The following is a 14,675-nucleotide window of genomic DNA, read 5'->3' as shown; positions in this document are numbered from 1 at the left end:
GCGGGGCGCCAGACGCTATCGGGTTAGCGGTTGGCAAATACATCCATGGGTAGTCTGCCGTATATCGACCCCCACCCTGGATACAGCGATGAACGGAACCCCAGCACCGGCCCTATCAGTTCATGCGGGCTTCATCAAAACTCAACTACCTGCGTGGCTAACCCGCGCACCCGAGACCGTGCGCAAGGCATTGCGCAGCAGCTTGATAGAAAGCAATCGATCAAGGCATGAACTCAAAACCTTCCTGAACCAGCTGAAAAACCCGGCCGACTTCGCTCGCCCACTTTTGAAAAGCGCCCTGAAACGCAAGTTCCGCGGGCTATTGAATGATGAAACGGCGCTGCTGGTACGCGAATGGAAACACCATCATTTACTTGGGCTAATCAAAACTCATGCTCGAACCACCGAGCACACCCTGCTGGACGCTGCCCTGCAAAACTTTGAAACCTCGGAAGCTGACAATGGCGGCATGGAGAAGGGCTCCGCGCTGTACACGTTCATTCAAGGCACGCGGGTGCGCAATCCTATATTGCCTACCTGGTTTGCGGGGCTCTGTCGTGACTTGGATATTGGCCGCCTGTATCAGGCACACCTCGACCAGGTACTGGGGCCGACGTATTCACTCCGTATGACCAGCAATGTCCAGAAACTCTTCGTTGAGCAAGCGAAAAATGCATTTACGGTGGCGCTGCACCTGGCGTTTATGCACAACATTCTGTCGCAAGCTCAATACGGCTGCCTGCTGGTGCTGGCGCAGGACGGAAAACATCCGGACCTGACGTGCAGCCACTTGACCCTAGATAACGTCGTGTTACCCGACGTGCTGGTGATTGAGTTCCGGAGCGACATCACGCTACAGCTCCTCTACACCCCGGACGACCCCCTCGCCCCCATACGCCTGCACCCCTCGCTTGATGACCTGGAAAGCAAACTGGCAGAGCGCCTGGATACAAACCCCGAGTACCTGGCCTTTTTCAAGCGCCGGGTGCCCTTGCAACGCCAGGAAACGTTGTTGGAGATAAGGCCTGCCTGGGTGGACTGGATCTCGGTAGGCGCCACCGGCAAACACGTGCCTATCAGCCTGGAGCTGACGGTCAGTTGCACGCCGATTAAGGTCCATTTGTTTCTGGCGATAACACGTCGCAGGATCGAGCAGATAAAAGCGGACGGCCGCGAATTGGCAGTGCCCACAGCGGATATTGACGTGGTCAGCCGACAAAAACGCCTGCAATCCTATATCGACCTCGGCAAATCCCTGCTTTTTTTTGCGGCTTCGTTCGTCCCGATTGTGGGAGAAGTGCTATTGGCGGTCAGCGCAGCGCAGTTGCTCGGCACTATCTACAGTGGCTTTGCCGCCTGGGGCCGAGGCGATAGCGACGAGGCACTCAATGACTTGATGGACGTGTTGGACAATGTCGCGCTGGCCGTCGCCACCGCCGGCGCGGTCAAGACGGTCGGTTTTACCGCCAGGCTGGTCAAAGTCAAGCTGCGCCAGGGAGAAGAACGCCTATGGAAGCCGGACCTGACCCCTTATCGCCATCTGGACAAAACTTTGCCGGGCGGCGTGCCCGCAGACGCGCAGGGCCTCTACCTCCACGACCAACAACACTACCTGAAACTTGATGATCACCTGCACAGGGTGACGCACGACCCACATAGTAAGCAGTGGCAGTTGCAACACCCCAGCGACCCTCACGCCCATACCCCGCCCTTAGTGAGCAACGGTGTTGGCGGCTGGCGCATGGCCCATGAAACTTCGCATGACTGGGATGAACTCAAGCTGATCAAGCGCCTGGGGCCTGACGCCACGAACATCAGCCAGCCCCAGGCGGAAACGCTCCTGCTGGTCAGCGGTGTGGACAGTACGACCTTGCGCCAAGCCCATCAGGAAGGGCTACGCCCGCCTCCCGTGCTGCGCGATACGTTGAAACGCTTCAACCTGGATCAGGAAATCCAGGACTTCGACATCGCCCGGGCCGAAGGCGCGACCGTAACGCCCATTTCGCCATACATTCAGATGCACTTGGTGTGCTCATTGCCTGAGTGGCCTGCAAGTCGCAGCGTGAAAGTAGTCGATGAGCAGGGCACTACACTGGTCAGCCATGGCACAGGGCGTACCGAAATAAAGGTGCCACTGGCACGCTTCAGAAAGGGAGAGCTGTTGTTTCACCTGGAAGAGCAAATGCCCAGCAGTGAATTCAACGAGCTTCTGCCACCCTCTCCAGCGGGCTACCTGAGCAAGGTAGAAAACCTGTCGCAGCGCCTGGTCACAAGCGCACACCAACACCGAGCACGACTATTCGCCTGGCTGACCCTGACGCTGGACACACCCGTCACGGCCATTGAGCAGCAAATCGGCCGGTTCGTGCCCGATGCATCCACCAGCCACCTGCAGGAAATGGCAGCGGTCCTCAGCCCTGAACAACAACTTACACTGCAACGAGAAAAGAGCCTGGCACCAGAACAGCTCTGGGAAGCCGACCAGTATGTGCAGCAGACGCGGGCCAGCCGGGCGCGAGGCAGCCTGCACCTGGATTGCGCCCCCACCGACGATACCCCCATGATGGTGCTGTCGACGCTCAGCCACATGCCCGGCTGGCCCGAAGGACGTCGCATTGAAGTACGTGACAAGAACACCGCCGGCCGTGTGCTGGGCAGCAGTGGTGCCGAGGACGCCAGCCCAGGCTACGTGGTGACGCGTGAAGGCGAACAGTATTGTCTGCGCGACATGCAAGGCAAGGCGCTGCACAAACCGACCGACCTGCTCAGCGCTATTGCCCAGACGCTATCGGCCGACGAGCTCGATGACATGCTACGCCCATCGGGCGCCTCCAGCCTGCGCCACGCTATCCGTAGGACCAATTTGCAGGTGATGGCCCGCAAGCGGGCCGCCAAGCGCGCGACGCTGACCCGCAGTGCGTCCTTTCCAACAGGGCGCACGCTTGACCCCTTGTTTGCCGAATCAACAGCACCCGAAGGTTTGTCACTACGCAGTGATGGCATCTACCAGACCCCCATCCTGCCTGATGGCAGCTATCGCTACTATGTGCTGGAAAATGCGCGGCATTACCAGGTACAGGCTGACAGCCAGGGCTGGCGCCTGGTGGATGCGCGCAGCCGTTTCAGGGCCTATCAACCCTACATCCGCAAAAAGCCCGAAGGTGGCTGGGCGCTGGAAGACAGCCTCGTTGAACATCCAGGCGCAGACCTGAAGAGCACACCCAGTTCCAGCGAAGAATTCGTGTCGGCCGAGTCTGACAACGATTACGAGTCAGCGGACGAAGGCAAAACGGTGTACACGGCGCGAGAGTTGCGCCATATGCGTTCGAGCAAAAGCTTCCAGCACAATCAGAACTACCTGCGCGTATTTGATCGCGCCAACAACGGCCGCTATCCGCTGCGCGATATAGAGGGCCGGCCAATGCGTATCCGGTATATCCAGTCCATCGGCACCTCCCTCAGGACCGGCGAGCGATTCAGCAAGAGCCTGGTCATGCCATTTATCCAATGGGAGGGGTTTGAGAAAGTCGCGGCGCTGTATGACGACAGGCTTGAAGTGATCCCATTTACCCAAGCCCACCAAAAATTCCCGGAGGAGTCGAGCCTGCTGGGCCAGGCAACAGTTGTTACCACTCGTGATATTCGCAAGGGCGAAGCGTTGGGCGTATATGGCGGGGAACTGTTGCCCTACTTCGTCGCCGACAACCGCGAGGATCCTTATCTGTTCGATGTGTTCGTATCGAATCGCAAGGGCCAGTGGGGTGCCTCAACGTCCAAGCAACTGAGCCCAAGCCTGGTGCTGTCAGGCGACAACACACTCTCGCGGATCAACACCCTGTTCGAGTACCAAGAAGGCCAGCCGGTCAGGCAGGCCAAAGCAGGCTACAACGTGGTCGAGGCAGGTTTTGAAGTGGACACCCAAGTTGGCACACAACCCATGGTGAGGCTGCGGCTCACCGCATTTTTTGCCGCCGAAGACCTCGCCCCCGGTACTGAGTTGCGATGGAACTACGGCTATAGCGAAGAAGCCATCAGGCGGCTGTTTGGCCCAGCGGATTAACCCGCCTTACTCGTCGTCGTCGAAGTTGTAGCTGCCCGGCGCGAGGTTCTCGAAGCGGGTGTACTTACCGATGAAGGCCAGGCGGATAAAGCCGATGGGGCCGTTCCGCTGCTTGCCGATGATGATCTCGGCGATGCCCTTGTGCTCGGTCTCGGGGTGGTACACCTCGTCGCGGTACACGAACATGATGACGTCGGCATCCTGCTCGATCGCTCCGGATTCCCGCAAGTCGGAGTTCACCGGGCGTTTGTTGGGACGTTGTTCCAGGGAACGGTTGAGCTGGGACAGTGCCACCACCGGGCAGTTGAATTCCTTGGCCAGGGCTTTCAAGGACCGGGAGATCTCGGAAATCTCGTTGGTCCGGCTGTCACCGCTGGAGCCCGGGATCTGCATCAACTGCAGGTAGTCGATCATGATCAGTGCGATGTCACCGTGTTCACGCACCAGGCGACGGGTACGTGCACGCATCTCCGAGGGGCTGATGCCCGCGGTGTCGTCGATGAACAACTTACGGTCATTGAGCAGGTTGACCGCTGAGGTCAGGCGCGGCCAGTCGTCGTCTTCCAGCTGGCCGGAACGCACCTTGGTCTGATCGATACGGCCCAGGGACGAGAGCATCCGCATGATCAGCGATTCACCTGGCATCTCCAGGGAGTACACCAGGACGGTCTTGTCGCTGCGCAACACGGCGTTTTCCACCAGGTTCATCGCAAAGGTGGTCTTACCCATGGATGGACGACCGGCGACGATGATCAAGTCTGACGGCTGCAGGCCGCTGGTCTTCTCGTCCAGGTCGGCATAACCGGTGGAAATACCGGTGATGGCCGCGTCGGTATTGAACAGCGTGTCGATACGGTCGATGGCCTTGGTCAACAGCTCGTTGACGCCCACCGGGCCGCCGGTTTTCGGGCGGGCCTCGGCGATCTGGAAGATCTGGCGCTCGGCTTCGTCAAGGATCTCTTCGGCGGTACGCCCTTCCGGGTTGAAGGCGCTGTCGGCGATCTCGGTGCTGATGCCGATCAACTGGCGCAGCGTGGCCCGCTGGCGGACGATCTGGGCATACGCCTTGATGTTGGCGACGGACGGCGTGTTTTTCGCCAGTTCGCCGAGGTAGCCGAGGCCGCCGACCTGGGAGGTCTGGCCTTCCTTGTCCAGCTGCTCGGCCAGGGTCACCACGTCGATGGGTGAGTTCTGGTCGGCCAGCTTGGCGATGGCGCGGAAGATCAGGCGGTGGTCATGGCGATAGAAGTCACCGTCCGAGACTTGATCCAGCACGCGTTCCCAGGCGTTGTTGTCCAGCATCAAACCACCGAGCACGGCCTGTTCGGCCTCGATGGAATGCGGCGGCACCTTCAGGGCAGCGGTTTGCAGATCGTATTGCTCAGGAGCTGAAATATCGTTCATGGCCACTTGGAATTAGGGGTGTGTAGAAAAACAAAAGGCACGACCTGTAAACAGGATCGTGCCCGATGTTAACTGCCTGGCACGCGAGGTGCCAGTCAGTTAGGTATTGCTTAAGCTGCTACCACGACAACGCGTACGGTGGCTTCAACTTCGGCGTGCAGGTGCACGGCTACGTCGAATTCGCCTACGTTGCGGATGGTGCCGTTCGGCAGACGAACTTCGCTCTTCTGCACTTCAACGCCGGAGGCGGTCAGTGCATCAGCGATGTCGTGGGTGCCGATCGAACCGAACAGCTTGCCTTCGTCACCGGCGGTGGCAGTGATAGTCACTTCCAGCTCAGCCAGTTGGGCAGCGCGAGTTTCGGCCGAAGCTTTTTTGTCTGCTGCTGCTTTTTCCAGCTCAGCACGACGCTCTTCAAACGCAGCCAGGTTGGCAGCGGTTGCAGCGGTGGCTTTGCCGTATGGCAGCAGGTAGTTACGACCGTAACCGGCCTTAACGTTCACTTTGTCGCCCAGGTTGCCCAGGTTGGCGACTTTTTCCAGAAGGATCAGTTGCATGTGAAAATCCTCTAACTTTTAACCTTCACCGTTCGCGTTATCGGCGTCTTTCGACGCCAGACGACCGCGAAAATCAATCAGGCCGTCGACAATGGCCAAGACCACGAGTAACGGATAGATCAGTTGCATGAACACCAGCATCGTTACGTACATCCCCACCAGCCAGAACTTGGCCAGGCGCTTCTGCGCGACCAGCCCGTGAATCAGGGCCAGTCCGGAAAACACCAGCGGTACGCTGCAAAACAGCACTAGCAAGGTGGCTTGTGAACCGAAGTACGGTCCGACCATCATGAGTGCCAGCAGCAACATCGCCGGGCCCACGGGGATTCTGATACTGCGAAATTCGCGACCAAAACCACCCGGGTTGTACAACAACGCCTGCCAATATCGCCCAAGCATCAGGCTCAGCAAACTGACGATCTGCATCATTACCGCCATCAGGCCGATCAGGGCCGGTGCAATCAGTGTTGCCAGTCGCGCTCGCTCTTCTACCGAAAGCTGCTGGTAGAGTTCCCCGAGTGCCATCGGCAGGATCTTGGCGATCTCTTGCGACAGCGCCTCGATTTGCGGGCGGAAAGCCGCGTCAATCAACACCGAAAACACCAACCCCAATGCCACGCTGACCAGCAGCGTGCGGACCCAGGACTCACTTGCGCGCAAAACCAACGCAAGGCTCGACGACCCCAGCAGCACCAAAAGCACTTTGGGTTCGCCCAGTTGCAGCCACCAGATCAAGGCAGCCACGACTCCCAGGGCCAGGATACCCAGGGCATCCTGCAAACCGCGCCGCAGGAGCACAAGGCACCCAGCGGCAGCAGCCAACCAATACAACAACGGCAATGCTGCACATCCAGCCACTACGAGAGTGGCCTGCACACGACCGCGCATGATGAACTCAGCTAAGGCGCGCATGCATTCAATCCCTTACTACTTGTCGACTGCCCGGTCTCAGCGGCCGTGGCTGTCGGTGTAGGCCAGCAGGGCCAGGAAGCGGGCGCGCTTGATAGCGGTGGCCAGCTGACGCTGATAACGTGCTTTGGTACCGGTGATACGGCTTGGAACGATTTTGCCGGTCTCGGATACGTAGGCTTTCAGAGTGTTGAGATCTTTGTAATCGATCTCTTTCACGTCTTCAGCGGTGAAGCGGCAGAATTTACGACGACGGAAGAAACGTGCCATTTGATAGGCTCCTTAAAAGGTCCGTGGATTACTCGTCAGCGTTATCGCTGTTGTCGCTGTCATCACTATCAGCGCTATCAGCGCCTTCGTGCTCAGGACGGTCGCGACGCTCACGGCGCTCACTGCGGTTTTCTTCAGCCTTGAGCATCTCGGATTGGCCGGTAACGGCTTCTTCGCGACGGATGACCAGGTTACGGATCACAGCATCGTTGTAGCGGAAGTTGTCTTCCAGCTCGGCCAGGGCCTTGCCAGTGCACTCAACGTTCAGCATCACGTAGTGAGCCTTGTGAACATTGTTGATTGCGTAGGCCAGTTGACGACGGCCCCAATCTTCCAGACGGTGGATTTTGCCGCCGTCTTCTTCGATCAGCTTGGTGTAACGCTCAACCATGCCGCCGACTTGCTCGCTTTGATCCGGGTGGACCAAAAAGATGATTTCGTAATGACGCATGAATGCTCCTTACGGGTTGTAGCCTGCCGCTCAAAAACGGTCAGACAAGGAGTGAATGACACTTATGGATCTTGCCGCAGGGAGGCACATCGGTGCCCGCCAGGAAGGCAAGGGGCGCAATTGTAGAGAAGGGGGAGGAAGCGTGCAAGGTGATTGGTGATTATTTGAACAATCACCCTCTCAGGCCAAACACAAAACCAATGTGGGAGCGGGCTTGCTCGCGAAAGCGGTGTATCAGTCACCCAAAATGCTGACTGAAGTACCGTATTCGCGAGCAAGCCCGCTCCCACATTTTGACCTGCGCCAAACTTGATTACTTCTTCGGTTTGGCCTTCGCACCGCGCTGGCGCTGGGCTTCAAACAGGCACACGCCGGTGGCGACCGACACGTTGAGGCTGCTGACGCTACCGGCCATCGGCAGATGGACCAGGTAATCGCAGTGTTCGCGGGTCAGGCGACGCATGCCTTTGCCCTCGGCGCCCATGATCAGGATGGTCGGGCCGGTGAGGTCCTGGTCATAAATGCTGACCTCGGCCTCGCCTGCCGTGCCCACGACCCACAGGCCACGTTGCTGGAGTTTCTCCAGGGTGCGCGCCAGGTTGGTCACGGCCACCAGCGGAATCACTTCCGCCGCGCCACAGGCGACTTTACGCACGACCGGCGTCAAGGTCGCGGACTTATCTTTAGGCACGATCACCGCCAGCGCGCCGGCAGCATCCGCCGAACGCAGGCAGGCGCCGAGGTTGTGCGGATCGGTCACGCCGTCCAGCACCAGCAGCAACGGCGCACCTTCGGTACGGTCGAGCAGCTCGTCGAGCATCGCCTCGCCCCAGACCTGGCTTGGGCTTACGTCCGCAACGACGCCCTGGTGGACGCCTTCGACCCACACGTCCATTTCGCGACGCTCGGCCTGGCCGATGGCAACCTTGTTTTGGGTCGCCAACTCGACCAGCGCTTGCACGCGCGGCTCGCTGCGGCCTTCGGCCAGCCACACTTGCTTGACGCGTTTCGGGTGGTGACGCAGCAGTGCTTCTACGGCGTGGACGCCGTAGATTTTTTCCAGACTCATGACTTGGCCTTAGGTTTGCGCGACCCGCCGCTCTTGGCAGGGCCCGAACCCGCTTTTGGCGGGCCTTTACGGTGCTTACTTGGCTTGCTCGACGGATTTTCCGCCCCGCGGGACTTTCCCCCAGACGCCGCTTTACCACCGCTTTTGGCTTCGTTGAGCAACTGCTGCTTCAACTCGCGGCTCTTGCGCAGCTCGGCGTTTTTCGCCGCCGCATCGCTTGGACGGTAGGCTTCGGGGGCCTTTTCCTTCGCGGACGGACGACGACCGGCCTTGGCAGGTGCAGGCTCGGCGGTCGCTGCTTTGGCGGGCGCTGCCTTGCCTTTGCTGGTCGGTTCGCTGCCGCGTTTTTTACGGCTGCCCGGCGATTCGGCTGGTTTGTCGGACATGCCGAAGTCGATCTTGCGCTCGTCGAGATCGACGCGCATGACCTGCACTTCCACGGTATCGCCAAGACGGAAGCTGCGACCGGTGCGCTCGCCCGCCAGGCGGTGGTGCACAGGGTCGAAGTGGTAGTAGTCACCCGGCAACGCGGTGACGTGCACCAGGCCTTCGACGTAGATGTCGGTCAGCTCGACAAACAGACCAAAGCCGGTCACGGCCGTGATCACACCAGGGAAAGTCTCGCCTACGCGGTCTTTCATGAACTCGCACTTGAGCCAGTTCACCACGTCGCGGGTGGCTTCGTCGGCGCGGCGCTCACTCATGGAGCACTGCTCGCCCAGCTGTTCCAGGGCCGCTTCGTCGTACGGATAGATCCGTGCTTTCGGAATGGTCATAGCACCGGCGCGCTTGACGTGCGGGGTGTTCTGCTTGGAGTGGATCACGCTGCGGATCGCGCGGTGTGTGAGCAGGTCCGGGTAACGGCGAATCGGCGAAGTGAAGTGGGTGTACGCCTCGTAATTCAGGCCGAAGTGGCCTTGATTATCAGCGCTGTACACCGCCTGGCTCAGGGAGCGCAGCATGACGGTCTGGATCACGTGGTAATCCGGACGGTCCTTGATGCTGGCGAGCAGAGCCTGGTAGTCCTTCGGCGTCGGGCCGTCCTTGCCTTTGTGCAGGGACAGGCCGAGCTCGCCGAGGAAGGCGCGCAGTTTTTCCAGGCGTTCCGGCGGCGGGCCGTCGTGCACGCGGTACAACGCAGGAATCTCATGCTTCTTCAGGAATTCAGCGGTGGCCACGTTGGCCGCCAGCATGCATTCCTCGATCAGCTTGTGCGCATCGTTACGCGTGGTCGGGGTGATTGCGGCGATCTTGCGCTCGGAACCGAAGACAATCCGGGTTTCCTGGGTTTCAAAGTCGATCGCGCCACGTACGTGACGAGCGCCCAGCAACACCTTGTACAGCGCATAGAGCTGCTTGAGGTGCGGCACCACGCCAGCGTATTCGCTACGCAGGGCCTTGGCTTCGCTGGTCTTCGGCGTTTCCAGGATGGTGCTGACCTTGTTGTAGGTCAGGCGCGCCTGGGAATGGATCACCGCTTCGTAGAACTGGTAGTCGGTCATTTCGCCGGTTTTCGAGATGGTCATCTCGCACACCATGGCCAAGCGGTCGACTTTCGGGTTCAGGGAGCACAGGCCGTTGGACAGCTGCTCAGGCAGCATCGGGATCACGCGCTCAGGGAAGTACACGGAGTTGCCGCGCACCTGGGCTTCGTTATCCAGGGCCGAACCGATCTTCACGTAGCTGGACACGTCGGCAATCGCGACGAACAACTTCCAGCCACCGGAGAACAGGCGCAGCTTGCCAGGCTTGGCTTCGCAGTAGACCGCATCGTCGAAGTCGCGGGCATCTTCGCCGTCGATGGTGACGAACGGCAGATGGCGCAGGTCGATGCGTTTTTCTTTGTCTTTCTCTTCCACTTCAGGCTTGAGCTTGCCGGCTTCTTTGAGCACAGCCTCAGGCCAGACGTGAGGAATATCGTAGGTGCGCAGCGCAACGTCGATTTCCATGCCCGGCGCCATGTAGTTGCCGACCACTTCAACGATATCGCCCTGGGGCTGGAAACGCGCCGTTGGCCAGTGGGTGATCTTCACCTCGACGAACTGACCGACTTTGGCGGCGCCATTACGGCCCGGAGTGATCAGCACTTCCTGCTGGACCTTCGGGTTATCCGGCACCACAAAGCCGATGCCGCCTTCTTCGAAGTAACGGCCGACGATGGACTCGTGGGCACGGGACACCACTTCGACGATCACGCCTTCACGGCGACCGCGACGGTCCAGGCCGGAAACGCGCGCCAGGGCACGGTCGCCATCGAACACCAGGCGCATTTGCGCCGGGCTCATGAACAGGTCATCGCTGCCGTCGTCGGGGATCAGGAAGCCGAAACCATCACGATGGCCGGCAATGCGGCCCAGGATCAGGTCGAGCTTATCCACAGGCGCGTAAGTGCCACGGCGGGTGTAGATCAGTTGAGCATCACGTTCCATGGCACGCAAACGGCGGCGCAGGGCTTCGAGCTGGTCTTCGGTGGTCAGACCGAATTCTTCGACCAGCTGCTCGCGGCTAGCAGGCGAACCCCGATCGGCGAGATGCGCCAGGATCAGTTCGCGGCTAGGAATAGGGTTTTCATATTTTTCCGCTTCACGAGCGGCCTCGGGATCGAGGGACTGCCAATCGGCCATTAGAGAGTTTTCACCTTGTCTATATGCGGGTTAGTTTGGCATACGCGTATTGAAACGGGAAATTTCAGACGCCAACAAGCCTTTTAAAGCCCTTTGCAGCACCCGGCGGGCACCTTGCACGACCATTGGCGAAATTTTCCAGGCTTTTTTCGTGGCAGGGCTTTACAGCTTAAAATCCCCTCCGTATAGTGCGCGCCATCGACGACGGCAACGTTGTTGATGCTGCCCAGGTGGTGAAATTGGTAGACACGCCAGCTTCAGGTGCTGGTGATCGCAAGGTCGTGGAAGTTCGAGTCTTCTCCTGGGCACCAAATTCAGATCAAACCCGCGAAAGCGGGTTTTTTCGTTTCAGGTCTTTGATTTTTAACGGAAAACTTGATTTATTTTTTCGAATCAGGGGTTTACAGATCAAAAAGCCCTCCGTATAGTTCGTCCCATCAACAGCGCAAGCGCTGCTGATAATGCCCAGGTGGTGAAATTGGTAGACACGCCAGCTTCAGGTGCTGGTGATCGCAAGGTCGTGGAAGTTCGAGTCTTCTCCTGGGCACCAAATTCAGATCAAACCCGCGAAAGCGGGTTTTTTCGTTTCCGGGCTTTAAAAACCTCATCTCGGAAACTTTCCCAGCGATTTGCCCCCTCGCCCGCACCTGAGAAACTTTATCGTTTATCCTTGTAAGTATTTGTTGCATACAAGTGAGGAACAACCCGGATGATGATCCGCGATACCCATCTCAAGACATCCCTTCTGCGTGGCCTGACCATCACTCTGCTCGGCCTGACCCTGCTCTCGCCCACCGCGTATTCCGCCGACAAGGTTTCCCTGACCCTGTACAACGGCCAGCACAAAGAAGTCGGCGATGAACTCGCCAAGGCCTTCGAAGCCAAGACCGGCATTCACGTCAACGTGCGCAAAGGCAGCAGCAATCAGCTCGCCAGCCAGGTCGTGGAAGAAGGCGACCGCTCGCCTGCCGACGTGATCTACACCGAAGAATCGCCACCGTTGAACAAACTCGGCGAACAAGGCCTGCTGGCCAAGATCGACGCCAGCACCCTCGACGTATTGCCCAAGGATTACGTCGGCGCCAACGGCGACTGGATGGGCGTGACCGCACGCACCCGCGTCGTGGCGTTCAACCCGAAATTGATCGCTGAAAAAGACCTGCCCAAATCGGTGCTGGATTTCGCCGGCCCCGAGTGGCAAGGCAAGGTCGGCTTCGTGCCCACCAGCGGCGCGTTCCAGGAACAGGCCGTGGCGATCATCAAGCTGCACGGTCGTGAAGCCGCCGAAGAATGGCTGACCGGCCTGCGCGCTTTCGGCAAGGTCTACAGCAACAACATGGTCGCCCTCAAAGCCGTTGAAAATGGCGAAGTGGCCACCGTGTTGGTGAACAACTACTACTGGTTCGCCCTGAAGAAAGAAAAAACCAAGCTGGATTCGCAGCTGCATTACTTCACCGATGGCGATGCCGGTGGCTTGATCACCGTGTCTTCGGCGGCGGCGCTGAAATCCAGCAAGCATCCGAAAGAAGCCCAGCAACTGCTGGCGTTCATGGCCAGTGAAGAGGGCCAGCGCGTCATCACCAACACATCGGCTGAATACCCGCTGCGTAAAGGCATGGAGTCCAACCGTGGCCTCAAGCCCTTCAGCGAACTGCAACCGCCGAAAGTCACCCCCGCCGACCTGGGCAACGCCGAAGAAGCCTTGGACCTGGAACGTGACGTTGGCTTGAACTGATGAACCCATCGCTACCCGCCCCCGCCCTGCGCGGGGGTTTGCGCCCAAGGCGCAAGCGCCCGTCGATCTGGTTGTTGCTGCCCGTTCTGTTGCTGGTCGGCTTGAGTCTGCTGCCGCTGGCTTATGTGGGGCTCAAGGCGTGGCAAGCGGGCTGGGCGGAGGCGGTGCACCTGCTCTGGCGGCCGTATGTGTTCGGGTTGCTGCGCAATACCTTGGCGTTGATGGTCGGGGTGACGGTGACGTGTGGCGTGATCGGCCTGTCCCTGGCCTGGCTGCTGGAGCGCAGCAACCTGCCGGGGCGACGCATCTGGGGCGTGATCCTGTGCCTGCCGTTTGCAGTACCGGCGTTTGTCAGCAGCTTTACCTGGGTATCGCTGAGCGCCAGTTTCGAAGGGCTTGGCGGGGCGATCCTGGTGATGAGCCTGTCGAAATACCCGCTGGTGTTTCTGCCGGTGGCAGCGACGCTGCGCAATCTTGACCCCTCCCTGGAAGAGTCGGCCCGCACCCTGGGGCTGAATCGCTGGGGCGTGTTCTTTCGCATCACTTTGCCGCTGTTGTGGCCCTCACTGCTGGCCGGGGCATTGTTGATTGCGCTGCATATGCTGGTGGAGTTTGGCGCACTGTCGATCATCGGTTTGCAGACTTTTACCACCGCCATCTACCAACAGTTCGAGCTTGAGTTCAGCAATGCGAATGCCGCGATGCTCTCGGCAGTGTTGCTGGTGATGTGCCTGACGCTGCTGTGGCTGGAGCTGCGTGTGCGCGGCAAGGGCCGGCATGTGCGTATCGGCCAGGGCGCGGCGCGGCATGCGGAGCAGGTTCGCTTGGGTCAGTGGGCACCATTGGGCCAGGTGTATTGCCTGGCGCTGGCGATCATCGGCAGCGGGATTCCGCTGGGGATGCTCGGTTATTGGCTGGCAGTGGGATCTTCTGCCGCCTTCCCGGTAGCAGAGATCGGTGAAGCGTTGCTGTCCTCATTGGCGCTGTCCTTGGGCGGCGCCGCGCTCTGCCTGGTATTGGCTGTACCGGTCGGACTGCTGGTGGTGCGCTACAAAGGCCAGTTGGCGATCTGGGCCGAACGCCTGCCGTATCTGCTGCACGCCCTGCCCGGCTTGGTGATTGCGCTGACGCTGGTGTACTTCGCCCTGCACTATGTGCCGGCGCTGTACCAGACCTCGGCATTGTTGTTGATTGCTTATGCGCTGCTGTTTTTGCCGCTGGCCCAGGCGCCGATCCGTACCGCGCTGAACAAGGCTGCGCCGCAGCTTGAAGAGGCTGCACGCACGTTGGGCGCCTCGTCGTTCAGTGCGTTTTGCCGGGTGACCTTACCGATTATTTTCCCGGCATTGGGGGCGGCGTTTGCGCTGGTGTTTCTGGATGCGATGAAGGAATTGACGGCGACGTTGCTGCTTAGCCCAACGGGGCTGAATACCTTGGCGACGGCGGTGTGGGCGCATACCTCGAATGTGGAGTTTGCGGCGGCAGCGCCGTATGCAGCGTTGCTGATTCTGGTGTCGGGGTTGCCGGTTTATCTGCTAACGACTCGGATGTATCTGAGCCGTTAAGATCGCTTTCGCGAGCAAGCCCGCTCCCACA

The 14,675-nt window shown here is 59.5% G+C and carries 10 protein-coding genes and 2 tRNA genes; 5 read left to right on the top strand and 7 right to left on the bottom strand.

What is annotated here, in order from left to right:
* Positions 1-88 precede the first annotated feature (88 nt).
* Positions 89-4,060, top strand: a complete 3,972-nt coding sequence (locus HX823_RS08420) for a dermonecrotic toxin domain-containing protein (RefSeq protein WP_177074627.1) — start codon at positions 89-91, stop codon at positions 4,058-4,060.
* A gap of 6 nt (positions 4,061-4,066) precedes the next feature.
* Here HX823_RS08420 and dnaB read toward each other — a convergent pair whose 3' ends face one another.
* The 7 genes from dnaB to rnr all read right to left on the bottom strand — a co-directional run bounded on the left by dnaB (position 4,067) and on the right by rnr (position 11,344).
* The gene (gene dnaB / locus HX823_RS08415) at positions 4,067-5,464 is read right to left on the bottom strand and encodes a replicative DNA helicase (RefSeq protein WP_016976916.1); all 1,398 of its coding nucleotides are present in this window, start codon (positions 5,462-5,464) and stop codon (positions 4,067-4,069) included.
* Positions 5,465-5,574: 110 nt separating this feature from the next.
* A complete protein-coding gene (rplI, locus tag HX823_RS08410) occupies positions 5,575-6,021 on the bottom strand; it encodes a 50S ribosomal protein L9 (protein WP_003171376.1) in 447 nt (148 codons plus the stop codon).
* An 18-nt stretch (positions 6,022-6,039) separates the two neighbouring features.
* Positions 6,040-6,933 (bottom strand): hypothetical protein, encoded by an 894-nt coding sequence (locus HX823_RS08405; protein WP_038851246.1) that lies wholly within the window; start codon positions 6,931-6,933, stop codon positions 6,040-6,042.
* Positions 6,934-6,969: 36 nt separating this feature from the next.
* Positions 6,970-7,200 carry a 30S ribosomal protein S18 gene (gene rpsR, locus HX823_RS08400; RefSeq protein WP_002551829.1) on the bottom strand — a complete coding sequence of 77 codons (231 nt, stop codon included), beginning with the start codon at positions 7,198-7,200 and terminating at the stop codon, positions 6,970-6,972.
* A 28-nt stretch (positions 7,201-7,228) separates the two neighbouring features.
* The gene (rpsF, locus tag HX823_RS08395) at positions 7,229-7,651 is read right to left on the bottom strand and encodes a 30S ribosomal protein S6 (RefSeq protein ID WP_003236224.1); all 423 of its coding nucleotides are present in this window, start codon (positions 7,649-7,651) and stop codon (positions 7,229-7,231) included.
* 313 nt (positions 7,652-7,964) lie between these two features.
* Entirely contained in the window at positions 7,965-8,720 is a 756-nt protein-coding gene (rlmB, locus tag HX823_RS08390; RefSeq protein ID WP_038851248.1) for a 23S rRNA (guanosine(2251)-2'-O)-methyltransferase RlmB, read from the bottom strand.
* Complete coding sequence (gene rnr / locus HX823_RS08385) at positions 8,717-11,344, bottom strand: ribonuclease R (protein ID WP_177074626.1); 2,628 nt, start codon at positions 11,342-11,344, stop codon at positions 8,717-8,719. Before rnr ends, rlmB begins: the two co-directional genes overlap by 4 nt.
* Before the next feature lie 224 nt (positions 11,345-11,568).
* Between rnr and HX823_RS08380 the strand changes: the two genes are divergently transcribed.
* From HX823_RS08380 to HX823_RS08365, 4 genes are all read left to right on the top strand, one after another.
* Positions 11,569-11,655: transfer RNA gene (locus HX823_RS08380), tRNA-Leu, on the top strand.
* A gap of 152 nt (positions 11,656-11,807) precedes the next feature.
* Positions 11,808-11,894 (top strand) — tRNA-Leu (locus HX823_RS08375).
* A gap of 159 nt (positions 11,895-12,053) precedes the next feature.
* Positions 12,054-13,079 carry an iron ABC transporter substrate-binding protein gene (locus HX823_RS08370; protein WP_177074625.1) on the top strand — a complete coding sequence of 342 codons (1,026 nt, stop codon included), beginning with the start codon at positions 12,054-12,056 and terminating at the stop codon, positions 13,077-13,079.
* Positions 13,079-14,644: an iron ABC transporter permease gene (locus HX823_RS08365; protein WP_177074624.1), complete on the top strand. Its 1,566-nt coding sequence runs from the start codon at positions 13,079-13,081 to the stop codon at positions 14,642-14,644. The genes HX823_RS08370 and HX823_RS08365 overlap by 1 nt, the downstream gene beginning before the upstream one ends.
* Positions 14,645-14,675: the final 31 nt, after the last annotated feature.

Source organism: Pseudomonas sp. P7759 (assembly GCF_013386445.1).
Lineage (GTDB): Bacteria > Pseudomonadota > Gammaproteobacteria > Pseudomonadales > Pseudomonadaceae > Aquipseudomonas > Aquipseudomonas azotoformans_A.
This window is presented reverse-complemented; position numbering and strand designations above follow the sequence as displayed.